At 63.4% G+C, this 24,123-nt stretch carries 27 protein-coding genes and 3 pseudogenes; 16 read left to right on the forward strand and 14 right to left on the reverse strand.

Translation table 11 applies throughout. The annotated features are described in order from the left end of the window. Nucleotides 1-30: 30 nt before the first annotated feature. Genes QNJ43_RS14435 through QNJ43_RS14450 form a run of 4 tightly spaced genes read right to left on the reverse strand, consistent with a single transcriptional unit; the run spans nucleotide 31 to nucleotide 2,713 of the window. Entirely contained in the window at nucleotides 31-762 is a 732-nt protein-coding gene (locus tag QNJ43_RS14435) for an MFS transporter (RefSeq protein WP_300471092.1), read from the reverse strand. Beyond that, nucleotides 755-934: a hypothetical protein gene (locus tag QNJ43_RS14440; protein WP_300471093.1), complete on the reverse strand. Its 180-nt coding sequence runs from the start codon at nucleotides 932-934 to the stop codon at nucleotides 755-757. Before QNJ43_RS14440 ends, QNJ43_RS14435 begins: the two co-directional genes overlap by 8 nt. A 22-nt stretch (nucleotides 935-956) precedes the next feature. After that, nucleotides 957-1,922 (reverse strand): HlyD family efflux transporter periplasmic adaptor subunit, encoded by a 966-nt coding sequence (locus tag QNJ43_RS14445; protein WP_300471095.1) that lies wholly within the window; start codon nucleotides 1,920-1,922, stop codon nucleotides 957-959. Further along, nucleotides 1,913-2,713 carry a hypothetical protein gene (locus QNJ43_RS14450; protein WP_300471096.1) on the reverse strand — a complete coding sequence of 267 codons (801 nt, stop codon included), beginning with the start codon at nucleotides 2,711-2,713 and terminating at the stop codon, nucleotides 1,913-1,915. Before QNJ43_RS14450 ends, QNJ43_RS14445 begins: the two co-directional genes overlap by 10 nt. Before the next feature lie 548 nt (nucleotides 2,714-3,261). Between QNJ43_RS14450 and QNJ43_RS14455 the strand changes: the two genes are divergently transcribed. From QNJ43_RS14455 to QNJ43_RS14465, 3 genes are all read left to right on the forward strand, one after another. Continuing rightward, nucleotides 3,262-3,729, forward strand: coding sequence for a TetR/AcrR family transcriptional regulator (locus tag QNJ43_RS14455; RefSeq protein WP_300471097.1), 468 nt, complete (start codon nucleotides 3,262-3,264; stop codon nucleotides 3,727-3,729). A gap of 475 nt (nucleotides 3,730-4,204) precedes the next feature. After that, nucleotides 4,205-4,516, forward strand: a complete 312-nt coding sequence (locus QNJ43_RS14460) for a hypothetical protein (protein WP_300471098.1) — start codon at nucleotides 4,205-4,207, stop codon at nucleotides 4,514-4,516. A gap of 36 nt (nucleotides 4,517-4,552) precedes the next feature. Further along, complete coding sequence (locus QNJ43_RS14465; RefSeq protein ID WP_300471100.1) at nucleotides 4,553-4,900, forward strand: DsrE family protein; 348 nt, start codon at nucleotides 4,553-4,555, stop codon at nucleotides 4,898-4,900. Between the two features lie 232 nt (nucleotides 4,901-5,132). On the opposite strand, the gene QNJ43_RS14470 is transcribed toward QNJ43_RS14465, so the two are convergent. Next, nucleotides 5,133-5,933 carry a peptidoglycan-binding domain-containing protein gene (locus QNJ43_RS14470; protein WP_300471102.1) on the reverse strand — a complete coding sequence of 267 codons (801 nt, stop codon included), beginning with the start codon at nucleotides 5,931-5,933 and terminating at the stop codon, nucleotides 5,133-5,135. Continuing rightward, on the reverse strand, nucleotides 5,933-7,735 hold the full coding sequence (locus tag QNJ43_RS14475) for a PAS domain-containing sensor histidine kinase (protein WP_300471103.1): 1,803 nt from the start codon (nucleotides 7,733-7,735) through the stop codon (nucleotides 5,933-5,935). Before QNJ43_RS14475 ends, QNJ43_RS14470 begins: the two co-directional genes overlap by 1 nt. 452 nt (nucleotides 7,736-8,187) lie before the next feature. Here QNJ43_RS14475 and QNJ43_RS14480 point away from each other — a divergent pair, with 452 nt between their 5' ends. The 4 genes from QNJ43_RS14480 (at nucleotide 8,188) to QNJ43_RS14495 (ending at nucleotide 9,970) form a co-directional block, all read left to right on the forward strand. Then, on the forward strand, nucleotides 8,188-8,661 hold the full coding sequence (locus QNJ43_RS14480) for a DUF5330 domain-containing protein (protein ID WP_300471104.1): 474 nt from the start codon (nucleotides 8,188-8,190) through the stop codon (nucleotides 8,659-8,661). Nucleotides 8,662-8,947: 286 nt separating this feature from the next. Then, nucleotides 8,948-9,376 carry a SufE family protein gene (locus QNJ43_RS14485; protein WP_300471106.1) on the forward strand — a complete coding sequence of 143 codons (429 nt, stop codon included), beginning with the start codon at nucleotides 8,948-8,950 and terminating at the stop codon, nucleotides 9,374-9,376. A gap of 13 nt (nucleotides 9,377-9,389) precedes the next feature. Next, nucleotides 9,390-9,731 (forward strand): DUF1491 family protein, encoded by a 342-nt coding sequence (locus tag QNJ43_RS14490; protein ID WP_300471107.1) that lies wholly within the window; start codon nucleotides 9,390-9,392, stop codon nucleotides 9,729-9,731. Between the two features lie 50 nt (nucleotides 9,732-9,781). Continuing rightward, nucleotides 9,782-9,970: a hypothetical protein gene (locus QNJ43_RS14495; RefSeq protein WP_300471108.1), complete on the forward strand. Its 189-nt coding sequence runs from the start codon at nucleotides 9,782-9,784 to the stop codon at nucleotides 9,968-9,970. Between the two features lie 504 nt (nucleotides 9,971-10,474). Here the strand turns inward: QNJ43_RS14495 and QNJ43_RS14500 are convergent. From QNJ43_RS14500 to QNJ43_RS14510, 3 genes and pseudogenes are all read right to left on the reverse strand, one after another. Further along, the gene (locus QNJ43_RS14500) at nucleotides 10,475-11,023 is read right to left on the reverse strand and encodes a hypothetical protein (protein ID WP_300471111.1); all 549 of its coding nucleotides are present in this window, start codon (nucleotides 11,021-11,023) and stop codon (nucleotides 10,475-10,477) included. Further along, nucleotides 11,020-11,757, reverse strand: a complete 738-nt coding sequence (locus QNJ43_RS14505; RefSeq protein ID WP_300471113.1) for a DUF1214 domain-containing protein — start codon at nucleotides 11,755-11,757, stop codon at nucleotides 11,020-11,022. The genes QNJ43_RS14500 and QNJ43_RS14505 overlap by 4 nt, the downstream gene beginning before the upstream one ends. Before the next feature lie 3 nt (nucleotides 11,758-11,760). Then, nucleotides 11,761-13,857, reverse strand: a pseudogene (locus QNJ43_RS14510) (PBP1A family penicillin-binding protein). A 497-nt stretch (nucleotides 13,858-14,354) separates the two neighbouring features. On the opposite strand from QNJ43_RS14510, the gene QNJ43_RS14515 reads away from it, so the two are divergent. After that, nucleotides 14,355-14,831, forward strand: a complete 477-nt coding sequence (locus tag QNJ43_RS14515; protein WP_300471239.1) for a YcgN family cysteine cluster protein — start codon at nucleotides 14,355-14,357, stop codon at nucleotides 14,829-14,831. Between the two features lie 61 nt (nucleotides 14,832-14,892). Here the strand turns inward: QNJ43_RS14515 and QNJ43_RS14520 are convergent, their stop codons facing one another. From QNJ43_RS14520 to QNJ43_RS14530, 3 genes are all read right to left on the reverse strand, one after another. Further along, nucleotides 14,893-15,288 carry a hypothetical protein gene (locus QNJ43_RS14520; RefSeq protein WP_300471115.1) on the reverse strand — a complete coding sequence of 132 codons (396 nt, stop codon included), beginning with the start codon at nucleotides 15,286-15,288 and terminating at the stop codon, nucleotides 14,893-14,895. Nucleotides 15,289-15,594: 306 nt separating this feature from the next. Then, the gene (locus QNJ43_RS14525; protein ID WP_300471117.1) at nucleotides 15,595-15,732 is read right to left on the reverse strand and encodes a hypothetical protein; all 138 of its coding nucleotides are present in this window, start codon (nucleotides 15,730-15,732) and stop codon (nucleotides 15,595-15,597) included. A gap of 82 nt (nucleotides 15,733-15,814) precedes the next feature. Continuing rightward, entirely contained in the window at nucleotides 15,815-16,006 is a 192-nt protein-coding gene (locus tag QNJ43_RS14530; protein ID WP_300471120.1) for a hypothetical protein, read from the reverse strand. Between the two features lie 406 nt (nucleotides 16,007-16,412). On the opposite strand from QNJ43_RS14530, the gene QNJ43_RS14535 reads away from it, so the two are divergent. The 4 genes and pseudogenes from QNJ43_RS14535 (at nucleotide 16,413) to QNJ43_RS14550 (ending at nucleotide 20,544) form a co-directional block, all read left to right on the forward strand. Beyond that, nucleotides 16,413-16,850: a hypothetical protein gene (locus tag QNJ43_RS14535; protein ID WP_300471123.1), complete on the forward strand. Its 438-nt coding sequence runs from the start codon at nucleotides 16,413-16,415 to the stop codon at nucleotides 16,848-16,850. Between the two features lie 21 nt (nucleotides 16,851-16,871). After that, the gene (locus tag QNJ43_RS14540; protein ID WP_300471125.1) at nucleotides 16,872-18,158 is read left to right on the forward strand and encodes a hypothetical protein; all 1,287 of its coding nucleotides are present in this window, start codon (nucleotides 16,872-16,874) and stop codon (nucleotides 18,156-18,158) included. A 568-nt stretch (nucleotides 18,159-18,726) separates the two neighbouring features. After that, complete coding sequence (locus QNJ43_RS14545; RefSeq protein ID WP_300471127.1) at nucleotides 18,727-19,032, forward strand: helix-turn-helix domain-containing protein; 306 nt, start codon at nucleotides 18,727-18,729, stop codon at nucleotides 19,030-19,032. A 245-nt stretch (nucleotides 19,033-19,277) separates the two neighbouring features. Beyond that, nucleotides 19,278-20,544 (forward strand): annotated as a pseudogene (locus tag QNJ43_RS14550) (terminase family protein). Between the two features lie 231 nt (nucleotides 20,545-20,775). Here QNJ43_RS14550 and QNJ43_RS14555 read toward each other — a convergent pair. Both QNJ43_RS14555 and QNJ43_RS14560 read right to left on the reverse strand, forming a co-directional pair. Further along, nucleotides 20,776-20,910, reverse strand: coding sequence for a hypothetical protein (locus QNJ43_RS14555; protein ID WP_300471129.1), 135 nt, complete (start codon nucleotides 20,908-20,910; stop codon nucleotides 20,776-20,778). 355 nt (nucleotides 20,911-21,265) lie between these two features. Continuing rightward, nucleotides 21,266-21,559: a tyrosyl-tRNA synthetase gene (locus QNJ43_RS14560; RefSeq protein ID WP_300471131.1), complete on the reverse strand. Its 294-nt coding sequence runs from the start codon at nucleotides 21,557-21,559 to the stop codon at nucleotides 21,266-21,268. Between the two features lie 277 nt (nucleotides 21,560-21,836). On the opposite strand from QNJ43_RS14560, the pseudogene QNJ43_RS14565 reads away from it, so the two are divergent. The 4 genes and pseudogenes from QNJ43_RS14565 (at nucleotide 21,837) to QNJ43_RS27260 (ending at nucleotide 24,017) form a co-directional block, all read left to right on the forward strand. Then, nucleotides 21,837-22,944, forward strand: a pseudogene (locus tag QNJ43_RS14565) (phage portal protein). A 392-nt stretch (nucleotides 22,945-23,336) separates the two neighbouring features. Then, complete coding sequence (locus QNJ43_RS14575; RefSeq protein WP_300471133.1) at nucleotides 23,337-23,474, forward strand: hypothetical protein; 138 nt, start codon at nucleotides 23,337-23,339, stop codon at nucleotides 23,472-23,474. Nucleotides 23,475-23,485: 11 nt separating this feature from the next. After that, nucleotides 23,486-23,683 (forward strand): hypothetical protein, encoded by a 198-nt coding sequence (locus QNJ43_RS27255; protein WP_346432996.1) that lies wholly within the window; start codon nucleotides 23,486-23,488, stop codon nucleotides 23,681-23,683. A 121-nt stretch (nucleotides 23,684-23,804) separates the two neighbouring features. Then, nucleotides 23,805-24,017, forward strand: coding sequence for an HK97 family phage prohead protease (locus tag QNJ43_RS27260; protein ID WP_346432997.1), 213 nt, complete (start codon nucleotides 23,805-23,807; stop codon nucleotides 24,015-24,017). Nucleotides 24,018-24,123 lie beyond the last annotated feature (106 nt).

Here is a 24,123-nt window from a genome sequence, read left to right on the forward strand (position 1 = left end):
GCCCATCAGGCCCGTCGCATAGCCCGCCCATCATGTGGCTGTGTAGCCCATGTTCTGCTGCAGCCACAGCGGCAGGATCACGATGGAGGCGAAGAAGGCTGCAAAGCCACCGGCAAACGTCACCGCCGCAGCGGTGAACCACCGGTGCCTGAAGATCCGGAGATCGACGATCGGATTGTCGTCCGTCAGCTCCCAGATCAGGAAGGCGATGAGGCCGACGGCGGCGATGACGGCCAGAGCGCAGATGAGCGGCGAGGAGAACCTGTCCTTGTCGCGGCCCTCTTCGAGAAGGATCTCCAGCGATCCCACCCAGACGATCAGAAGACCCAGTCCGACCGCGTCGATGCGCGCCTTGCGTGTCGGATCCGGCTGGCCGCGCATCATCGCCACGATGACCAGTCCGCCGATGATCGCGACTGGCACCTTGATGAAGAAGATCCACTCCCAGCCGTAGCTGTCGCAGATGATCCCGCCCAGGATCGGCCCGGCAATCGGGCCGATCAGCGTCGTCATTGCCCATAGAACGGCCGCGGCCGTCGCCTTTTCCTTCGGGAAGATTTTCACCAGCAGCATCTGCGACAGCGGTATGATCGGCCCGCCGGTGAGACCCAGCAGCACGTGGCCGAGGATCAGCGTCTCCAGAGAATTGGCAAAGCCGAAATAGCAGGCGATGAGGTCTTGAGGCCCCCGAACTTCTGGGCGAGCCAGCCGGTCAGCGGCACCGTGATCGCTTCGGCCACCGCATAGGACGTGATCACCCATGTGCCCTGCGACGACGACACACCGAGCGAGCCGGCGATCGTCGGCACCGAAACGTTGTGGCGATCGTCGTGTCGAGGATGACCAGAAAGGTACCGGTGCCGATCGCCAGTGCGGCAATGATCAGCTTGGCGCCGACGAGTGGTTCGGCGTCGGCCACGGAGTTCGTGGACATGAGCGGGATGCCTTATGGGAGATCAATCTTTCAGATGAATGTCGGAGGTTATCGACAGGTCGACTTCCAGCGGATGCGCCTTCAACTGTGCCGGATCGAGCGCGATGCGCACCGGCAGACGCTGGACGACCTTGATCCAGTTACCCGTCGCGTTCTGCGCGGGAACCATGGAGAAGGCCGACCCTGTACCGCCGGAAAAGCCGACGACGTGACCGGAGAACTCGACATCCGAACCGTAGAGATCGGAAACGAGCGTCACGCTCTGGCCCTTACGCACGTTGGCAAGCTGCACTTCCTTGAAATTGGCGTCGACATAGGTGGTGGAGATCGGCACCACGGTCATCAGCGTCATGCCGGGCTGGACGCGCTGGCCCACCTGCACGCGACGCTGGGACACGATGCCGTCAACGGGCGCGCGGATCACGGTGCGGTCCAGATCGACCTGCGCCTGATCGCGAGCGGCCTTGGCTGCCAGGACTTCCGGGTTCTGATCGATCGAGACGTCGGCGATCAGCGCCGCATTGGCGGCTTGTGCGCCTTCGGCAGCCTCGCGCGCGGCGGCTGCCGCATCGAGTGCCGCATGGGCTGCATCGAGATTGGCCTTCGCCGTCTGGAAGACGGCTTCGGCTGCGGTCAACTCGTCGCCGGAGATCGACCCGTTGCCCGCCAGCGCCTTGCGGCGGTCATAGTCGACCTTCGCTTTGTCGAAAGCAGCCTGCGCGGAGGCGAGCCCCGCCTGAGCGCGCGCCCGGTCCGCTTCTCGGCCCTTGACCTGGGTCGTCAGATTGCGGTCGTTGGCCTCATAGGCCTTCATCCGGCGGATTGCGCTCTGATAGGCGGCCTCGGTGGCGGCCAGATGAAGCTTGGCATCGGTATCGTCGAGCCGCACCAGCACGTCGCCCTTGGCGACGTGCTGTGTGTCGGAGACCTCGACGCTCGCCACGGGAGCTGCGATCAGTGGCGTGATCGGCGCGATATCTACGCCCACATGGGCATTGTCGGTGATCGCGTGCCTGGGGCATAGAGCACGTCATAGGCGTAATATCCGCCGCCGCAGATCATCACCGCGCCGACCAGCGCACCGAAGAACTGGCCGCGCTTCTTCTTGCGGGCCCTGCGGTGAAGCGCAGCGTCAAGATCAACCTCGGCCTCGGCATTGATTTCGGACAGCTTGTTCACGATCATTTCTCCGGATTGTGATATCCGCCGCCCAGCGCACGCACCATGGCGACGTCGAGCGCAAAGGTCCGCGCCCGCAGCGCGGCAGTGGCACGCCGCGCACTGATGAGAACGTCTTCGGCGGAAAGAACTTTGAGGTAGGTGGCAAGCCCGCTCTTCCGGCAGAGCTTTCGGCACGACGGTGAAGCGTCCGCCTATGGCCTTGGGGCGCTTGATGGCAAGGCTGCGATCCGGCCCCGCGCCGATCATGGCGGCCAGCGCATTGCGGGTCAGGGCGATGTTCTCGTCGATTGCCGAAAGTTCGGCCTCGGCGACTGTTTCCGCGGAGCGGACCCGTTCTAGCGCACTTTCGTTTTCAAGTGCCTTGTGGAAGCGGTCTCCGATCAGATCGACCGTCTTCTTGCGTACCAGAATGGCCTCGACCGCGGCATCCCGGTCGGCATAGAGCGCGGCGAGCCGGGCATAGGTCGCCGCAATGTCGGTGGAGACTGAAAGACGAGTGGCGGCAGCCAGAGCGGCGCGATTCTTGCCCCAGAACGCGATTCTTGCCCCAGAAATCGATTTCCCAGTTGAAGTTGATGGCGCCGAAGCCGCCGTCATTCCGACCCTTGGGCACGAAATCCGAGCCGATCAGATAATTGTAGGACTGGCGTTTCTGATCGACCTTGGCGGTTGCGCCCACTGTCGGGGCAAGCGCACCGCGTGCCGGGCCGACGGCCGCCTGAGCGAGCTGGACGCGCGTAGCCGCGATCCGCATATGCGAGGCGCCCTTCAACCCCTCCTCGACGAGGGTGCCGAGCTGGGCATCGCCGTAGCCGCGCCACCAGTCATCCGAGGGCCAGGGTACGTCGCGTCCCGAAACCGAGCGCGCGGCCGCATAGGACGACAGGGCATCAGGCTTTGGAAGGTCTTGCCTGTCCGCAGCGGTCACGCATCCCGCCAGCGTCAGGGTCAAGCCGAATAAGAACCCCGGACCTTCAGGCCGGGCACCGGGCGTTTGTATTTCATGTGCCGTGATCGATACATAACCGTACAGTACGGTTTTGTTTTCAGAGAAAACTTGCGTGTGTCAAGTCAAAAATGTACAGATATGTACAGGAATGGAGGCGCCCATGCGCACCAGAACAGATGCCAAGCGATAGGAGATCTTGACCGCCGCAGCGGAGATATTCGAGGAAATGGGATACCAGCGTGCCAGCATGGCGTCGATATCGGCCCGTCTCGGCGGCTCAAAGGCGACGCTCTACGGCTATTTCAACTCAAAGGAAGCGTTGTTTGCGGCCGTGATGATGACCGCGTTGGAAGAGCAGGGCGAGCAGATGCTGCAGTTGCTGGAGGTCAGCAGCGAAGATCCTGTCGCGACGCTGAAGACCTTTGCGCTGCGCTACGTCTCCTTCATCCGCACGCCGGAACTGCAGGCCACCATCCGCACCACATCTAGTTCGGGCGTGGGCAATGCCCTCGGCGTCGAACTCTACGAACTGGAACCCAAGCGCGCGTGGGATGAAATCGCGGGCTACATGGAACGTCTGATGGAGGCGGGCGTCCTGATCTCCGCCCCGCCGCTGCGCACTACCTATCATCTCAAGGGGTTGCTGGAGGCGGGCATTCTGTAGCCGGTCCTGTTCGGCAGCGAGCCGGTGATCGATCCGGAAGAGGGCGCGATTGCTGCCGTCGACGTGTTCATGCGCGTCTACGGCGCTCGACCGGCTGTCTGACGAGGTACCCACTCTGCCGTTTCTCTGAAACGCGACTTCGCGCCGCTCAAACCGGAGCGGACGTCATCCGAAATTGATTGGCCCGGCAATGCGTTGCCTGAAAATCCGGAACTGACGGAACTGCGAAACCTGCTGGACATTCCTGCGCCTCTCTGAACGGTGTGACGGCACAGCCGGAATTGAAGTTGACGCAACGTTCTCTCGGTGTTGTTTTATCATAAAATAAGACAATACAGAGTTTCATGTTTTGGAACTCGGGAGAGGCGCCCTGAAGCGTATCGGAACGACTTCGCTTCCTCAGCGAAAGCGCTCGGGCGTTGTCCTGCTCGTCTTCTGCGCCCTTCTCCTGAGATCAAGCATTCCGGCGGGCTACATGCCAGCAGGGCCTGACCATGCGGGGCCGCTGCCGGGCTTCATCATCTGTCACGGCAGCGATCCGGCAGGCTCCGATCCCACGGGGGACGGGGCATCGGGCAAGGGGAAGAGCGATTGCCCCTTCTTCGTTGTCCATCGTCTCGCAATGACCGTCGCCGAGGTGACGCAAATCTCCTTCGGGATGCGGTCGTGGCGCGAAGTTCCCTTTACCGCGGCGTTGCAGCGCATCGGCTTCAAGCACAAGGCCGTCGCCTTCCTCGCCCACGCTCCTCCCTCCTTCAGCAATGGATACTCAACCGAAAGAAGCTAAAATATCTCGGAAATTTCCATTTTGGAGAACCACATCATGTCGCGTTCAAAATCGACTTTCGCCGTTGCCGGCCTGGCGGTCGGCCTGCTGATGACCTCCGCTCTTGCTCCTGTGGCCTCTTCGGCCTTCGCCGGTGACACCGATCCGTTGTTCATCAACCTGACGTCAGACGATGGACACCGCATCAACATGGCACTCGGCTTTGGCGGCAAACAGCACAAGCTCCGCCACAAATTGACGGTTTTCCTGAATGACAGGGCGGTTCTCGCTGCCTCGAAAGCCAACAACGAACGGTTTTCCGGTCAGAAGGCGACCATTGCCGGTCTTCTGGCGGACGGCGCCACGATCATCGTCTGCCCCATGTGCATGAACCACTCGGGGTGAAGAAGGAGGATCTGCTGGACGGTCTGAAGGTCGGCGCACCGGAGATCACGGGGGTGCCCTGTTTGAGTACAACAGCCGGACGCTCACCTGGTAGGATCTGTCGGGCAATCGGAACACGGTGCGGCTGATACTCTCAGGCGTCACCGTGTTCCTCTCCCAGAACGATTATGATGGGAGCAGACTGCGCTAACCGATGCGAGAAAAGCCGCAACACGTTACGGTGCGTGGCGTCTTAGCGCGGGATCTTTTCGCCCGACGCCTTTTCTAGCGCCGCATAGAGGCGCTCGTCGAGCTGGCCGTCGATGGGCATGCCGCAGTCGAGTTCGAACCGGCGAACGGCGCTGGCCGTTTCTCCGCCCATCAGACCGTCCACGGTGATGGGCCCGTAGCCGAGCTGCAGCAGCACCCGCTGCACCGAGCTAACCGTATCGCGCGAGATCAGCGTGCCGATGGAGTCGGTCGCCTGATTCTGATCGCGGATGTCGGCGGGCGGCAAGGGAATGCCGGAGGTGTCGGCCGACGAAGAAGACGAGGACGCCGGCGGCGTGGGAGCCGTGCGGGGCAGGGCGACGTCTTCCAGGATCAACCGGGCGCGCAGCGCGTGGCTCGGGCGTCCCGTTACCGCAAGACCCGACGCCCGCTCATAGGCGCGGATTGCGTCCTGCGTGCGCGGACCGTCGAGCCCGTCGACCGGACCGGCATAATACCCCATGCGCGTCAGAGAATTCTGCAGGTCGGTCACCAGTTCGGACGGTTTGGGACGTTCCGGCTGAACGGACTGCTCCACGCCGGTGTCGCGGGTCGCGAAAAGCGGAGCAGGGTGCTTGCCCGGCTGGAAGGAAAGCGCGTTGGCGACGATCAGGCTCGCCGTGAGCAGCATCACCAGCGTACCGCCCGCCGCAACCGGATTGTCGAAGGCGACGCCGGTTGCTCTCAGAACGGCGGCGCCCGCACCGTGGCTGTGGTGAGCCCGGGCAGGCGCATCGTTGCGCGCTGTATTGCGGTCGCTGTGGAAGGTTGGTTCCCGCCGCATTACGCCACCATCGTCCGCGCATCGGCGGCATTCTTTGTGGTGGGAAGTTCGCGGACGTCCGGGCCGGGCGTATGCGCGGGCAAGCGCACCGAGACGCAGGTGCCGACGCCGACCGTGCTGTCGAAGTGAACCTCGCCGTGATGCAGCGCCACCAGACCCTTGACCACCGACAGGCCGAGGCCCGTGCCTTCGTGCCTGCGGTCGTAGCCGTTGTCGATCTGCAGGAACGGCGTGCCGAGGCGGATCAGATCGTCTGGCGCGATGCCGACGCCGGTGTCGCGCACCTGTATGTCGATGAAGGAGCCGTGCCGCTTGGCGCTCACCGTCACCGAGCCGCCCGAGCGGGTGAACTTGATGGCGTTGGAAATCAGGTTGATGAAGGTTTGCTTGCACGCGCGGCGGTCACCGGCCAGTTCCGGCAGGCTTTCCGGCACGTCGAGATGGATCGTCACGTCGCGGTTGGCGGCCTGCTGGCGCATCATGTCGACGCATTCGCTGATGCAACGCGCGGGCAGGAACGGCTCAACGCAGAGCTCGAAATTGCCGATCTCGATCTTCGACATGTCGAGAATGTCGTTGACCACCTGCAGCAGGTGCTGACCGGAATCGTGGATCAGGTCGACATATTCGCGCTGGCGCTCGGGCGGGAGCTGCTCGGGCGTGAACTCGCGCAGGATATCGGAAAAGCAGATGATCGCGTTGAGCGGGGTGCGCAGCTCGTGGCTGACATTGGCCGGGAACCTCATCTTGGCGGCGCTGGCCGCCTCCGCCTCGTGCTGGGCGTCTTCCGGCTCTTCCTCGTGGGTCTTGTAGCGGGTGATGTCGCGTGTGACCGCAACCACCGCCGCCTCGCCGTCGACGATCTCCTGATAGCCCATCGGGCGGCAGCGCATTTCCAGCCAGACGTAGCTCGACTGATCGCTCTCGCCGGGCTTGGAAGGTCCGCGCCGGGCGCGGAACTGGAAGGATTTCGCGACCTTCTGCCGAGCGACGTCGTTGAGCGTCGTCAGGAAAGCGGGCCGGTCGGCCACATGGACGCGCTGGAAAAGGCCGTCGCCGGTCGCTTCCTGGACCGAAAGGTCGAGCAGGGTGCGGATGGACAGTGTGGCGAACAGCGTGTCGCCGTCTTCCGAATGCAGCGTGATCACGTCGGAAACGTTGTCGGCCACCAGCCAATAGCGGGCTTCGCGCTTGCTGGCAACGTCGTCCGCGCTGGTGCTCGACCATTCCACCCGGAAGGCGACGAGCAGGGCATAGAAGAGGCCACCCATGATTGCCAGGGTCTTGACCTGATCGGACGCCCAGTTGGCGGAAAAGGCTCCGGCCGTGATTCCGGCATTGCGCGCGATCAGCAGCGCGGCGGCGATGGCGACGGCCGACAGGGTCGCCAGTTCGATCACCTTGCGCGAGCGCGACAGTGCGGCTTCCAGCGGAACGATCGCGAGCCAGACCAGCGCAATCGAATCAAGTCCGCCGGTGACGAAGGCCATCCAGTCGATGAAGCAGGAAAAGAGCGCGGCCGACAGCGCGTGCGCCGTCTCCAGCTTGCCCGAATAGGAAAGGTACATGGCGATCGGCATCTGCCCGGCGAGCCGGGCAAAGGCGAGAGCCTGCGGCAACGAGATGCCGCCGGTGAAGGCCAGATGCAACGGAAGGACGAACAGCGCAAGGGCGCCCGCCGTCAGATTGGCGGCGATGAAGGCCCTGTGCTGGCTTCGCATCAACGAATCGGCGGCGGCGCACGGGTGCACCAGTCCATCCAGAAAACGTCCTGCGGAGGCAATAAACTCGATACTAAGCAAAGCCTTGAATTCGGCACCGGATACGCGGGCACCGTCCCTCATCGTGAGTCTGAGCAGATCATGCCAGCAACGACTTAAGGAACGCTAAAGCGCGCTCGGACAATTGCGCTCTTGTACTTATGCAAAAGGTAGGGACGTGTCGACTTTTGCGTGGGCAAGGGTGCGGTGCGGTCGAAAAAGACGATTTCAAGGGCTTGATGGGCGCAATTTTCACAGCTCCGAAACCGCCTGCAACCGTGTACGCACCCGCGTCGCCAAAGGCAATCCGCGGACTTTTCGCATTCGATTAAAATTTGAATTGAATTCGTCTCGAATTCGCGTCGCATTTGTCGAAAATCTCGACGTCCGACGAAACGGCGTCTTGGCGTGTCTTTGCTAGCCTCCCAGTCGTACCGGGAAAGTTCGCCGCTTGAACGAGCGGACGCCTGTAAGACTGAATAAAGGGTTGCGTCATGTTTTTCCTTCTTCGGACGGCTTTCTGGCTGTCGCTCGTCATCATGCTTATTCCCACCGACGACATGACTGGCGATCAGGATCAGACTCATCTCTCCGCACTTCAGGCACTGGGCGCCGCGCAGCAGACCTATGTCGATATGATACGGTTCTGCGAGCGCAACACCGTTGCCTGCGAGACCGGCGGCGCCGCGCTGGATGTCTTCTCCGCCAAGGCGTGCACGGGAGCGCGGATGATCTATCAGTATCTTGACCCGGAGGGCGACAGCCCGAAGGCGGAAGCCGACGCCACGGTGACCGCGAGTATCAACGGCGCGAATGCGGATGCGCCGGTTGATAGCGAATATCCGGCCAAGGTTCCTGCGAAGTCGGAAGGTTCCGCCAAGTCCGTGTCGCTCGATACCGGCACTCTGACTGCCCGCGATCGCGCTCCTGCCTGGGTGCCGCTGCTGCCCCAGGACAAGCCGGCATGATCGAAAAGGGCTTCGTCCCGACCGCACTACAAAGCTATGTCCTCACGTGGCCGTTGCCGCGAAGCGGTTCGCGTGCTTCGGGACGGACATCAACTGAGGCAGAGTGTTCCTGCCAACGCCGCAAAGGGTCTCTGCCCGTTCCTCTTGCGGCGTTTTTTCTTTTTACGCAGCCCTCCCCAAAGGCGCTATTTGCCACGCCGCCGGCAAGCCTATATGTCGGATAGGACGAGCCGCGGCCCATCATGACGGTCCAGCGGCGGAGAATTGAGAAAAGCGCGGTTGCGGCATGACGGATATCGAAGACATCATTGAGAATTTCGAGTTTCTGGACGACTGGGAAGACCGTTACCGCTATGTGATCGAGCTTGGCCGCGAGCTGCCGGAATTCCCGGAATTCGAGCGCACCGACGCCAACAAGGTGCAGGGCTGCGTCTCCCAGGTCTGGCTGGTCAGCAAGGTGGAAAAGGACGCCGACGGCAACACCCGGCTGTCCTATCTCGGCGACAGCGACGCCCATATCGTGCGCGGCCTCGTCGCGATCCTGCTGACGCTCATCTCCGGCAAGACGGTCAAGGAGATCCATGACCTTGATATCGAGGCGACGTTCGGCCGTATCGACCTGCGCGAACACCTAACCCCGCAGCGCTCCAACGGCCTGACCTCGATGGTCGAACGTATCCGCCGCGACGCGGATGCGGCGCTGGCCGCGGCCTGACGCAGTCCACTGCGTGGCCCGCCTTACCTCCGAATTCTGGGTTGCCGCCCATATCCGCCGGGGCTTCGGCGAGGGCGCCTTTGCCACCGTGGTGCGCAAGGGCTCGCCGGAGGCCGGCGCCATCTTCGTCCGAGTCGACCGGCTGGACGGGACGATCGATCTCTACGGTCCCGCCCCGCAGAGCATGTTTGACGAGGATGCGACCGGCGAACGCTTGTTCGAGCCGATCGGCGAAGGGCTGAACCCGCTCGACGTCCAGGAAAAGTTCGAGCGCGAGGAGCGCATGGACCCAGATTTCTGGGTGCTCGACATCGAGGACCGCGAGGGACGACACTTTCTCGATCTGGCGGAGTAGGGGCGGAGCGCGCGCGACAGGCTGCTTGTTCAGGCAGGGTGGGAGGTAAAATGGGCTTTGTCGATACCGTCAGGAGAAAATGGGCGGAGAACCCGGATCGTCTCTTGGCGTGGATGGTCGTGTTCGTGTTTTTCGTGAGCGTCGCTCAGCTTGAGTTCCGGCCGTTCTTTCTCGGGACGAGCGTTGGCAGCGCGTTTTCAGGTTACCTGCTTACAGGCGTGAATTGCTTACAGGCGTGAATCTGGTGATTGCGATCAGCGGATTGGTGTGGGGACAGGTGAGGCCCGCGTGGGTCGCCTATTGCGTGGCAATGCTGATTTCATTCGTGCTACAGGGCAACGCGAACGTGATCTTCGCCCTATATTCCTTGGTGAAGGTCACGTTCTTTGTCTGATAGCAGGAGCTTTTCTGACAGGCACTAAATAGTGTGTCCCTTCTGGGACTGTCATCCTCGCGCAGGCGGGGATCCAGCATTCCAGAGACTTTTCGTTCGTGTCCGCCGACCCGATCCTGTGGTTACTGGATTCCCGCCTGCGCGGGAATGACAGGAGGAGAGGGAAAGGGCGGCGGCACGGTATGTCGCCCATCCTTCGAGACGGTCCTGCGGATCTCCTCAGGATGACGTTATCGTATTGATATTCATAAGAAAGTCAGCCTCACACACAACGTCATTCTGAGGAGGCCGCGCGAGCGGCCGTCTCGAAGGATGGGTAACACGGCTCTTCCTCAAGCCCGGCAGCCCCTCAGATCTTCAACAGCGTGCACTTGGCCTTGGCGAGCGCCGCGTCGATGTCCTTCTCCCGACGCTTGTCAGGGATGAAGGCGCGCAGCAGGGCGAAGGCGTGGTTGTCTTCCGTCTCGATGACGATCAGGCTTTCCAGGTCGTCCGGCGGATTTTCGCGCAGCATGGAAAGCTGGGAACTCGTCAGCGCGAGCATGGCGAGCTTGCCTTCACCCGATGTGCGGTCGTTGAAGGAATAGGTCGTCTCGCCGCGCTCGTTGAACAGCGAGAACGACCAGAACGTGTAGGGAATCGTCGCGTTCAGCCGGATCGGCCCGTCATCGAGCGAGAAACGGCACACCGCATGCGCCATCGCCGGATCGAGCATCGGCAGCGGTTCGGCGCCCGGCTTTACCTCCGGCAACACGTTGAACTGCGCATCCGGTCCAAACCGCGCAACCCGCGCCCAGGCATCCTCGGTGGTGAAATAGGGGACCAGAATGACGGCGATGATGTGGATGATGCCGCCCAGCATCAACCCGCCGATCAGCCACAGGATGGTGCGGATCATCGGCACGTCCCCTTGATGATCTCCGGCATGGCGATTTCCGCAAGTCCGGAACCGGTGGTCAGCGGCGTGTCGTAAAGCTTGAGTACCAGCGTCAGCGGCTGATTTCCGCCGATGGGAAGCCAGTTGCCGGGCCGGGCGTTTTTCGCCACCGTGATGTCGAAGTCACCGTTGTCGCGGCGCACGATGTCGCGACTGTCGAGAACGTCGCGTTCCGCATCCGTTTGCAACAGGTGTCCATGCGCATCGGTCGCCGTCAGCGTCCAAAGATGGCCGGGCGGGGTCTGCCCGACAAGCCGATAGTCGCAGTTCGGCTCCAGACGGTTGCCCGCATTGTCGCGGTCGGCGAAAAAGGCCATGCCCTCACCCTTGCCGAGCGGGATCTGTCCCGTGCGCGCGGTCGTGGCGGCGGAATAGGGATCTGCATCCGGCGTACCGGCAGTCGGATAGGTCGTCCATTGACCGAGCCGGACTTCGCCGAACAAGCGTCCGCGATCGACCGCGAGGTAGGCCGAGCCGATGCCGAAGACCAGCGCGACGACGACGGCCAGGAACAGGTTCAGCAGGAAATACTGCGACGGCGATTTCTTCGGCAGTTGATCGATACGCCAGTCGTCGCGCGGCGAAGGCGCGCGTGCATCGCCGCGCTTTCGCCCCCCGGGACGCAGGCAGCGTGCGGACGCAAATACTCCGGCGATCCGCCGGATCGGTTTCACGGAAGTGTCGACGAGCGCCATGACCTAGTTCACCTCACGCGACCGGGATATGCCGATCGATCCGGTGATCTCGCCCTTGCCGACCTTGCGCAAGGGCGGAGCAAACGCGCGGCGTTGCGGATCCGGCGGTGGCAGGGGCGCTGCCTGCTTGAACATCTCGCGGATGCGCCGCAGCACTTCGGTGCCTTCCTTGGTCAGTTGGCAGGAACTTGCGTTGAAGTCTGGGTTGTCGCCGTCGGCATTCGCATCGGCGACCTTGGCGTCGACCGGGTTTTCGTTGATGCCGGGAAGCGGCTTTTGGTCGACGCCCGCCTGTGCGTAACGCATGTAGTTCTGCCAGGTCATCGCGGGCAGGCTGCCGCCGGTCACCCGGCCGGTCGGCGTGTAGTTGTCATTGCCGAACCACACGACGGTGCAATAGTTGCCCGTGTATCCGGCAAACCATGCATCGCGGTAGGACTGGGTCGTTCCGGTCTTGTCCGCGGAGACGACGCCGTCGATGCGCGAGCGGCGGCCCGTTCCGTGCTCCACCACGTTGTGCAGCGCGTCGTTCATTTCCTCGACCTTGTCGCGCGGCAGGATGAGTTTGGGCTTGGGCGCGTCCTTGTCGTGCCGCCAGATGATCTTGCCTTCGGAATTTTTGATTTCCAGAATGCCTTAGGGCGTCGCCTTGTAGCCGCCGTTGGCGAAGGAGGCATAGGCTCCCGCCATGTCCAGCACGGTCACTTCGGACACGCCCGGCGCGATGATAATCGACCGTTCCAGTTCGCTGCGGATACCCATCATGTGAGCGGTCGCGATGACCTTGTCCTTGCCCACTGCCTGCGTCAGGCGCACCGGAACGGTGTTGTAGGAGTGGGGCAGCGCCTGCTTCAGCGTGACAGAGCCGTGATAGCGGCGCCCGTAGTTGCGCGGGCTCCAGCCACCGATGGTGATCGGCGCGTCGGGAATGATGGAATTTTCCGAATAGCCGTTCAGGAAGGCCGTCATGTAGACGAAGGGCTTGAAGGAGGAACCGGGCTGGCGCAGCGTATCGACGGCCCGGTTGAACTGGCTGGCGCCGTAGTCATGGCCACCCACCATCGCCCGCACGGCGCCGTCAGTGCTCACCGAGATCATCGCGCCCTGGTCGACGTGGCGCTCCTGCCCGTATTGGCGAAGCGTCGAGGTGATCGCCCGGTCGGCCTGGGCCTGAAGCGCGGGGTCGAGCGTCGTGCGCACGGTGAGGATGCGGTCGTTACCCGGCGCTAGACGTTTGATCTCGTCGAACGCCCAGTCGAGGAAGTTGTCGGGCGACTCGTCCTTGGACTTGTCGACGGCGGTCGCCGGATTGCGCCGCGCACCGATCACCTGGCCCTCGGTCATGAAGCCCGCCTGAACCATGTTGGTCAGCACCTCGTTGGCGCGAAGGTGGGCGGCGGGGAGATCGATGTGGGGCGCGTATTTGGTCGGCGCCTTGTATAGGTCGGACGGCATGGCGGCTTCCGCCAATGTCACGTCGCGCACCGACTTGCCGAAATAGAATTCCGCCGCAGCCCCCACGCCGAACGTGCCGCCGCCCATATAGGCGCGGTCGAGATAGAGCTTCAGGATCTCGCGCTTGGTCAGGTTCGCCTCAAGCCACAGCGACAGGAAGGCTTCCTTGATCTTGCGGTCGAGCGTCCGTTCGTTCAGCAAAAACAGGGTCTTGGCAAGCTGTTGGGTGATCGACGAGCCGCCTTCCACCACCGTGTTGGCGCGCAGGTTGGCAACGAGCGCGCGGAAGGTGCCCAGTACATCGATGCCGAAATGGGAGAAGAAGCGCCGATCTTCGGTGGCCAGCGTCGCCTTGATCAGGTAATCCGGCAATTCCTCCAGCGGCACGGAGTTGTTGAGCAGAATGCCGCGTCGGTTGATCTCGTTGCCGTAGCGATCGAGGAAGGTGACGGCGAAGTCGTTGGTGGTCTTCCAGTCGGCCTTGCGGGTGGCCTGAAAGGCGGGCATGGCCAGCGCCAGCAACAGGATGAAGCCGGCGAGCCCGAAGATCAGTCCATCGCAGGCCAACTCGTTGGCAAGGCGAGCAAAGCCATTGACGCGGAAACGCCGCAGCCACATCGAATAAGCTTCGACCGCGCGGAACATAGCGTGCCCGATGCGCCAGACGGAACTGTCGATCCAGGTGTCGGCCGCCAGCAACCGTTCCGACAGGCGGCGCTTCTTGCGCTTGGGCTCCTGCGGGGAGGCGACCTACTGGGATGCCTGGGAAGATTCAGGCATATCGCCGGACGTTTCGTCTGGTCCGGCCGGTTTATCGAGTTCCTGGTCGCTCAACGTTTCCGGTTTCCGTCGATGCGGGCGCCATGCGCCGCCGTGCTGTTCGCGACCTTTTTCGCTGAAGGTGCGTTTTCAAATCGGGTGTCAGACAGTATAGGACGGGCCCGGTGGTCGGCGAAACACGCGAAAACGTGAATGGTCCCGACCGTTTTACACGGCGTGACGACTGCGCCAGTACGCATCGAAGCGGCCCCGTCCCTCGATTGTCCCGCGAGAGGGAAACCCAACTGGGCTCTCCCGTCAATGGGAAGAAGATGCCGGGTTGCGAACGCGGCGTTGTGCGCGATGTCAAAGAGATGAAGATCATGAACCAGAGCGAACCCGCAAGCCGTCCCTTCTGGCACGAAAAGAGCCTGGATGAGCTGTCGGCTAGCGAATGGGAAGCCTTGTGCGATGGCTGCGGGCGTTGCTGTCTCAACAAGCTGGAAGATTGGGAAACGGGCGAGATCGCCTGGACCAACGTCGCCTGCACGCTGCTCGACGGCGAAACCTGCCGCTGCCGCGACTACGAGAACCGCGCCGTGACCGTGCCCGATTGCGTGCAGCTGACCCCGGACGAGGTGTGCACGCTGACCTGGCTGCCGCCCACCTGCGGCTATCGCCTGGTTGCGGAGGGGTGCTACCTCTACTGGTGGCATCCGCTCGTCTCCGGTTCCGCCGAGACGGTGCATGAGACAGGCATATCCGTCCGCGGCCGCACCGTGCCGGAAGACGGCATGGAGTTGGAGGAATACGAGAACCACGTGATGGACTGGCCGCTGGACGAGGGGAAGGATACCTGACCGTGCGATGGCGGCATTTGCCTCGATGGCGTGACCTTGCCCCGATTGTCATCCCCGCGCGCTATTTCACCGGCGCCGGACGTTCATTGCCCCAATGGGTGTAGATGCGCGACTTGCGGGCCTTTTCTTCAAGTTCCGCATCGAATGTCTTCTTCTCCCGGCATCCTCCGTCGGCGAAGGCAACTTCGCCCGCCAGACGGCGCCAGGCGGTGTTGGCGTCCCACACCCGCTCGCGTGATGGCGTCTCGATCTCCAGTCGGTCGATGGCATAGCGATAGGCGGCGAGCCGGAAGGCGAGCGCCCGCTTGACCCAGGAGACGATCTCCCGGTTCTCGTTCACCCGCCCGACGGCCGCGGCATATTCCTCCGGCTTCAGATCGGGGCGGCGGTTGGTGGCATTCAGATGCTCGGTGTCCGCGTCCTCCACCTCCGTTGCAAGACGGCAGAAGGGGCGCACCAGTTCCGCATCGCCAGTGATGTCGAAGATGACCCGCTCGTAGCGCGTCTCGGAGGAGCGGAATTTGTCGGAGCGCAGATAGAGGGTAATAGACCTGCGGGTTGAGCTTGTCGTCGATCGACTTGATGAGGCGCGTGCGCTGGGCCTCTGTCGCCGCGCCGCCGACCCAGTCGCTCATGGAAGGGGGGCCGGATCAGCGCCCAGGCGCGGTTGCGCAGATCCTCTTCCGTGTCGGTGAGATTGAAGGTGGAGGTGGGCTCTCCGCGTTTGGCGGCCAGCACGCGCCCGGCATCGGGCAGGACCTCGTCATGAACGACGCTCGGCGAAATCGCCCGTGGGACGCGCACTGCCGGCGACGAGGCCGGTGATCGCGATCGCCAGCAGTCCCACCGCCAGGGACGGGATCGGCGCGAGCCGTATTCCACGCCGCAGCATGTCTTGCATCTAGTCCTCAACGGCGACGCGTGCACCGCTCCGGGCCGTCTCCCGCATCAGGACCGCTTTTTCCGCGGGCGACTATGCGGGTTCAGACCTCCGGCTGCGCGCTGCTGCCAGTTTCCTTTGTCACTTTCCGGATTTGCGCGGCAAGATCAACCGTCTGCCGGTCCACGCGTACGCCCGGGAAGACAAGTATCGTCGCGCCCTCCTCGGGCAGTTGCGGCCGGTCCGTCCAACGAGGCCGGGCGGTAGCGGAAAAGTCCAGCAAGGTGCCCATCATATCCTCCGTTACCAATCACTGCGGCAACGGGACCTTGCGACAGGCTGGAAGGCGAGCCGCACCCGTCGTTGCGCATGCGTGAGGTTTTCATGGGGCTGAACCGCGGCGTTCGTCCCGTTCCGGCTCCATCCGTAACGTCGTATTAATATTAGGCGAGGCGCTTGGTTAACGGATCCTTAACCCGCGCCGCGTAACGCGTTACTAAGCAGCGAGATTCTGCGCTTTTCGAACATTCGGCGATGCGGCATTCGCGGCCGCGCGCAAAACGCCGCACGGGCCGGGGGCCCCGTAAAAACAGACAAATAATGGCGCGCGGGCACGCGTGGTTAATCTATTGCTAACGCTTTCGGCGCAATTCTAAGGATTATTCCCGTGGTCGTTCTCAAAGTTTTGCGTATTCGACTCCATGACAGGCTACACCACACCGAAAGGCGTCGGGTCACTCGTGCAGGCGAACGGTCGGACTCGCAAAACCCAACTGCTGCTCGCCGCGACGGAGTTGTTCGTCGCCGGAGAAGCTCCGACCAAGATCGAGCGACACGTCTACGCGGAGCTTTTCCGCCAGTATGTTGACGTCACGCCCGTCGCCGAACGCCGTCAGATCGCGACGCTCCTCTCCCACTGTCCCTACGCTCCGCATGATTGCGTGCTGGAGTTGTCGCAGGACGAGGATGCCTCCGTCGCCCATCGCGTGCTGGCCTATTCCGAGGTTCTGACTGACTGCGACCTGATCGCCGACATCGGCCGCGGTCTGCGCGCCATCCGCCGCGCGATTTCCCTGCGCCACGAAATTTCCGACGCCGTGCGCACCGCACTGCGCCAGCAGGCCGACGGAGCCGAATAACTCGCCCTTCTGGAAGAAGCCGTGAATGGGTCGAACCCGGAAGCCTCCGCGCAGCCCGAACTGACGAGCACCGTCCAGGCAGAACCGGAAATCGAGCCTGAAGCCGAGCCGGAGCCTGAGCCCGAACATGTGACCGTGCAGGTCGCCGAAACGGTTCCCGATGACATCCAGAACCGTGCAAGTCAGGCCGATGCCGTGTTGCAGGCGCTCAAGGACATGGCGCGAACCGTCCCCGAGCCCGAAGCTGAGCCGGAAGAGACGCACGAGGATCTCTCGGTCTCGGACAAGATCGCGGACGAAATCTCATCGGCCATTCATATCTCGGCGCTTGAAGCCGCGCTCCGCAAGCCCTCCGAACCCCGCGTTGTCGAAATCGAGGACCGGCAAGAGGATGAGGACGAGCTGCCGACGCGCGCCGAATTCGATCTGCGCCGCACGTCGCCTCCGGCCCGTCCCGGGTCTCTCGCCGCGGTTCTGCTGGCGCTGAGCGCAAAGCGCGCGCCGTCACAACGCGTTGAAAATGCCGCTCCCCGGAACGCGACGCTCGAGATCACGGGCGCGCGGGTCCGGATCGATGCGCAGCCGCGCCCCGATTTCGTGACCGCTCCCGGCGAGCGGGCCGTCCAGCCGGGCGCAACACTCGCCCCGCGTGACACGCGCACCGCACCGACCCCCGGTTTCTCCCGGCCTGATTCCGCTGCGGAGGCTTCCGCTCCCGTCGTGCTGCCGAAATGTCGGCCCGCATTGGAGCGGTTCCTGTCCGCCGGGCCGGAAGGTCGCGCCGAGGTCATCGTTTCCGCTCAGGTGCAGGTTCTTGCTCAGGCGGCCGCCTCGCGGGTGCGCATGCGCTCCAAGATCGATACCGAACTCGTCCAGTGCCTGGAACGCACGTCGGCGGCCAAGGACATGGAAACCCTGCGCCGCCTCCTGTCGCTGACGTTCGAGCTGCCGGCTCACGTCATCGAGCGGATGATCGCGGATCCGCACGGCGAACCGCTGATCGCGCTGGCGATGGCTGCGGGCATGGCCACCTCGCGCACGGTTTCGCTCATGCTGCAGGTCAGCCCCGCCGCCTTCTCGCTCGATCGCGTGCGTGAGCTTGCCGCCATGCGCGGACATTTCGACATCCGTGTCGCGCGCTATCTCGTCTCCGAATGGACGGGCCTTGCCCCCAAGCCGACGCGCCACGCGCCAGTTCTCGACGTCGCCATGCGCTCGCGCCGGGCAACGATCGGGTGTGCAGCCGCGGAATCCGCCGAGAACACGGCGGACGATGACGGCGTGCTGGTGCTGCGCAACGTGGTCTGACGGCAGTCGCTTCTGCGTCGATCCGACCGATTTTCCCATAAAGAGTAAAGACTTATCGTGGTCAAACGGTTCGCCTCGACCATCCGGTCTCCGTTTTGTGTTGGGGGTGGAGATGAAGGGGGCGGGGTTGCTTCCCTTACAAAGTATTGTTTCTGCCGTCCCTGTTTCCTCCTTCCATTCCATCCGTCGTCGTTGCCTGGCTTCGTCCGGGCAATCCAGTACCATCGGCATGTGTTGAGAGTGCTGGATCCCCCGGACTGCGTCGGGGATGACGATAGAGAGTAACGGGCTAACGAGGGGGGCTATTCGAACCCGATTTGGTAAGCGGATTTCAGTCGTTTTTCCGATCCTTGCCGCACGCCCTAAACGTACTCCCTCTCCCATGGGGAGAGGGCTGGGGTGAGTGGAGGAGATCTCCCGTGGATACGGAAAGCTCGACACCCCTCACCCGGCGCATTCGCGCCGACCTCTCCCCCATGGGAGAGGTGGTCAAGCCGGGTTCTTGCCTGTCTCCGTCCGCTTTTTTGTGTGCCCTCCGCACCAACTCATCACCATGAACGAGGCCTTCATGCCGCAACAGCGCCCTGTCGCCTTGTCTGGACGTCCGCGTGTCGATGAGAAGACGCTTGCCGAGGCGCGGGTTCTTTTCGAGACGCAGGCCGAAATCAGCCAGGCGGAGATCTGCCGTCGACTCGGCATGTCGACGGGCACGCTTGCCTATCACGCTCGCTGCGAAGGCTGGGTCCGGGCGGAAGGAGTGCTAGTCTATCGGCAGGGCGTGGCGCGCGACAAGCGCGAGAAACTGGTCGCCCAGCTTTATCGCGCGTTTGAGCGTCAGGTCGGTGAGCTGGAGGATCTCTCAGAGCCCAGCTGAAGGCGCGCGCCGGGGAAGACGGCGAGACCGGCGATCCGGCCTTCGATGATTGCGACGCCAAGCTCCTGTCCACGCTCGCCCAGACGCTGGCCCGCCTCGTCACGCTTGATACGGCGTGGAGCGGCGGCGAGAAGCCGGGCGAGGGGCGCACGGGGACGAGGGCGAAGGAGATGAGAACCTTGACGAATTCCGCCGAAGCCTTGCGCACCGCCTTGAGGCGCTCATCGAGGGCCCGGATCGAAGCGATGCTGGCGAGCCTTGACGGCACCGAGATCGAACGTCTCGCCCATGATTTCGCGCTGTTCGCCCGTCCCGACCAGACCCCGCCCGCCGGGGACTGGACCACATGGCTCGTGATGGGCGGACACGGAGCGGGCAAGACGTGCACGGGCGCGGAATGGGTGCGCGGCATGGCGCTGGGGCTTGCGCCCTATACGCGTGAGCCGGTCGGTCGCATCGCGCTTGTCGGCGAAAATCAGGGCGATGTACGCGAGGTGATGGTGGAGGGCGTCTCCCGATCTGCTCGCCATTCATCGACGCGCCGAGCGCCCCCAATGGCAGCCCTCGCGTCGCCGCCTGGAATGGGCGAACGGCGCGGTGGCGCAGACCTTTTCCGCCGAGGATCCGGAGAGCCTGCGCGATCCGCAATTCGCTGCCGCCTGGTGTGACGAACTCGCCAAATGGAAGAGCGCCGAGGAGACCTGGGACATGCTGCAATTCGGATTGAGGCTGGGAGAGCGTCCCCGTCAGGTGGCGACCACCACGCCGCGCCCCATCGCGTTGATGAAACGCCTGCTCGGCGATCCGCGCACGGTGGTCAGCCGGGCGACCACCCGCGACAATGCCACCAACCTCGCCCCGGGCTTTCTGGAGGCGATTGTCGGCCGCTATGCCGGAACGCGGTTCGGCCGACAGGAACTGGACGGCGAACTGATCGAGGATCGCCCCGACGCCCTGTGGCGGCGTGAGGTAATCCAGGAGGCGCGCGCCAGCGTCGCCCCGCGCATGGGGCGTATCGTGGTGGCGATCGATCCGCCTGCCTCATCCGGCAAGGGCGCGGATGTCTGCGGTCTCGTCGTGGCGGGGCTCGGCGCCGACGGTCATGCCTATGTGTTGGAAGATGGCACCATGGAGGAGGTGCGCCCGGCGGGCTGGGGCCGGGCGGCGATTGCGCTCTACCATCGCCATGACGCCGATTGTCTGATCGCGGAGGTGAACCAGGGCGGCGAGATGGTGTCTGCCGTGCTCTTTGGCATCGATGGAAGTGTGCTGGTCAAACCGGTCCGGGCCATGCGCGGCAAGTGGCTGCGCGCCGAGCCGGTGGCCGCTCTTTACGAGCAGGGCCGCGTCCACCACGTCGGCGCTTTTGCCAAGCTTGAAGATGAGATGTGCGATTTTGGGCTGGACGGCCTGTCGTCCGGTCACTTGCCCGACCGCCTCGACGCGCTCGTCTGGGTGCTGACCGCGCTGATGCTGAACGAGAGCGGCGAACTGAAGGGGCGGCCGTTTTAGACGTGCTGTGAGGGTGGCAGCGGAATGCTAGACCGCCGTCGGCTCCTCTCTCTCGATCGTCATTGCCCGACTTCGTCCGGGCAATCCAGCAGGCAGCGGCGTGTGGGGAGAGCGCTGGATCCCCTGGACGAAGCCCGGGGGATGATGAAGGAGAGTGTCCCTTAGCTTCCGGCTTTTGGGCGGAATGAAGCAGGGGCCGAGGGAAAAGCTTGGGGTAGGGCCCGTTGTCTCTTACCGGCAGATCCGGCGATATCCGACGAACTTGTTCGATTGCGTTTCCGGATCCCACTTGTAGGCGGGCATTTCGTACCATTCGCGTGCGCTCGTATGGCTCTTGTCGATGGCCTCGCAATTGGAGGGAGGCAAGGCTGGCGGCGACGCCTGAAATAGCGGCGATGAAAAAGGTCACGACGGAAAGAGTGATCTTGTAAAACACGACGGGTCTTCCTGCTGGTGGCCGGATCTCGGCCTGATGAGCGGGCGGCGGGGGAGTTGTCCGCCTGTAACGTTCGAATTGGCGATGGCGATCAGATAGGGCGCCAGAGCCCCGATTGCCGTGACCGGAATCACACACCCGGACCGTCATCAGTGAAAATACTTTCGGTCCCGGTCCCTGAACGCCGGCTGAACGGTGTGTTCAGGCCTTTGGAGCGGCCCCCAAAACGCAAAGAAACCCCAGGCGGGGAACCGGGGCTTCTTTTTGCAGGTCAGGATGTGCGCCTTAGCGGCAGACCGTCCTGTAACCGACGATCACATATTCGCGATAGTAGGGATCCCAGCGGTGGACCGGCTTGTCCCAGCAGTGGCGCGGGCGCGGCTCGTAGTAGCCCCTGTCGTAGGTGCGGTCGCGAGCGGCCCCGGCGACGATGGCGCCCGTGGCCAGTCCGATGACGGTTCCGGCGGCGAATGCTCCCTTTTTGCCGTTCTTGGCTTCGGCCGTGGAGGTGGTGGTGGCAATGCCCGAAGTCGCCACGACGGCGACGGTCAGGGCTGCGATGGCGGTCTTGCGAAACATGGCATCTGTTCTCTTGAAGGCGGTCGGTTCTCGGCCTGTTTTCTGTGGCTTGGGGAAGCGGGGATTTCCCGTCTGCCGATGATTGAAGACTAGCGACGTTGCGTCATGCGGGCTGTGACCCCAATCACGCAAATGTCGGTCACGCGTAAACCCTGCATTTCTTCAAAATCAGGATCATCCCATTAGCTTGCTCGATCTCTTTCGTCGGACGCAGGCCGCGTCTGACGTGTTAAACGTCTTGGGCTTCAAAGCCTCGCAGGCCGCGCCGCTCGTCGCCATGCATACGGCCGGGCGGTCGATGTGGACGCCGCGCGACTATGCGGCGCTGGCACGCGAAGGCTTTGCGCACAATCCGGTCGTCCACCGTGCCGTGCGGATGATTTCAGAGGCCGCCGCCTCCGTGCCCTGGCTGCTCTACGAAGATGACGCCGAGCGCGACGCCCATCCGCTCCTCGATCTGCTGGCCCGGTCGAACCCGCGTCAGGCAAGGCGGCGATTTCCTTGAAACGCTCTACAGGCCCCTTCTGGTGGCGGGCAATGCCTATGTGGAGGCGGTTGCCCTCGACGGGACGGTGCACGAACTCCATGCGCTGAGGCCAGACCGGATGAAGGTGATCGCCGGGTCCGACGGCTAGCCCGAGGCGTTCGAATATACGGTCGCGGGGCGTTCGATCCGGCTGGCGGCGGAAGGGACGGGCGGGGTGCCACCGGTGCTCCATCTGAAGCTCTTCCATCCGCTCAACGATCACTATGGCTTCGCTCCCATCGAGGCGACGCAGGTCTCGCTCGACGTGCACAATGCGGCGGGGGCCTGGAACAAGGCGTTGCTCGACAATGTGGCCCGGTCGTCGAGTGCGCTCGTCTATGCCGCGCGCGACGGCGGTAATCTCACCGACGAGCAGTTCGAGCGGTTGAAGGACGAGCTGGAGGACGGTTATCAGGGTGCGAAGAATGCCGGCCACCCGCTTCTCCTGGAAGGTGGGCGCGACTGGAAGCCGATGGGGCTGACCCCGCAGGAAATGGATTTTATCGGCGCCAAGAACCAGGCCGCGCGCGAGATCGCACTCGCCTTCGGCGTGCCGCCCATGCTGCTCGGCATTCCCGGCGACAACACCTATTCCAACTATCAGGAAGCCAACCGCGCCTTCTAGCGTCAGACCGTGCTGCTGCTCGTCTCGCGCACCGCGAGGGCGCTGGCCGGCTGGCTCGGTCCCCACTACGGCGAGGGCTTGCGGCTCGGTTGGGATACGGATGCGGCGGAGGCCCTGTCGGTGGAACGCGAAGCGCTGTGGGGACGTCTCCAGCGGGCCGACTTCCTGACCCATGTCAGGAAACGCGAGGCGGTCGGCTACACCCCCGAGGGTGGTCCCGGACAGGACGGTTAGGGACAAGGCGCGTGAGGTGGAAAACATCACCCGGTCCGTCATCGAGCGCGGGGAGCTCGCCCATCGGCCCTGTTCCTGTGGGCTTCGGGCGCGAGTTCGCTGCTCGCCTGGTCCTTGCGCGAGCTGGCGCTGTCAAACCGCCGGTTCAACGATTTCGTCCAGGAAATCGCCCGGTTGAATCAACGCTTCAACGGCCGTGAGTAAGATTTGAGGGAATCCACGTAAGCGGTTACAATTAATAATCTTTTGACCATGATTGAATCACTCTCTAGGTTAAATGACGAGGCGTTACAAATCGCGAGGGGAGTGGGCATCCGCGTGGCTTTCTCCCGACCTGTCTGCTGTCTCTGACGGTCCTTTTCTCTCCCTCCAACGACAGGAACAGGAAAGCCATGCAGGCCTTTCATCGGATTCGCATGTTCCTCCGGCGCAAGCCCTATCGCGAGGTCTTCGCCCGCTTTGCCCGGACGCTGGAACAGGTGCTGGCCAAATCCCGGCCGGAACCGCGCGTGCGCCAGGCCTCACATTGATGGAGGCGGTCATGTCTCAATCCGACCCCGCTCTCACCCCGCCGGGCATCCCTCCCGAGACGGGGCTCGTCCTCGACGAGGCGGATGCCTTCTCCGGCTATGCGGCGCTCTTCGGCGTGGCCGATCTCGGTCGCGACATTCTCATGCCCGGCGCCTTTTCCGCCACGCTCAAGCGGCGCGGTGCGGGGGGCATCAAGCCTCTCTACTAGCACGAACCGGGCGAACTGATTGGCCGCTGGGAGGAGATTGCGGAGGATGCCCGCGGCCTGAAGGTGCGCGGCTGCCTGCTGCCCGATCTCTCCCGCGCCCGGGAGGTGAGGAGCCTGATGAATGCGGGCGTTCTCGACGGCCTCTCCACTCGACGGCCTCTCCATCGGTTTTCGCACCGTGCGCGGCAACCGGGATGCGCGTACCGGAGTGTGGCGGCTTTACGAGGTCGACCTGTGGGAGATCTCCGTCGTCACCTTCCCCATGCAGGAGGGTGCGCGGATCGTGGCGTTGAAACAGGTCATCTCACCCACCGCTTGCGGATGGACACGTTGATGTGCGGGTAGGGCGGGTTTTTCAGTCGTCCCGGTTTCGTTGTCCACGCATCACTCTCTGTCGCCCCGTCTCCCTCCGCCATCATTGCCCGGCTTCGTCCGTGCAA

Origin of the sequence: Breoghania sp. (assembly GCF_030066895.1) — a bacterium.
Classification (GTDB): Bacteria; Pseudomonadota; Alphaproteobacteria; order Rhizobiales; family Stappiaceae; genus Breoghania.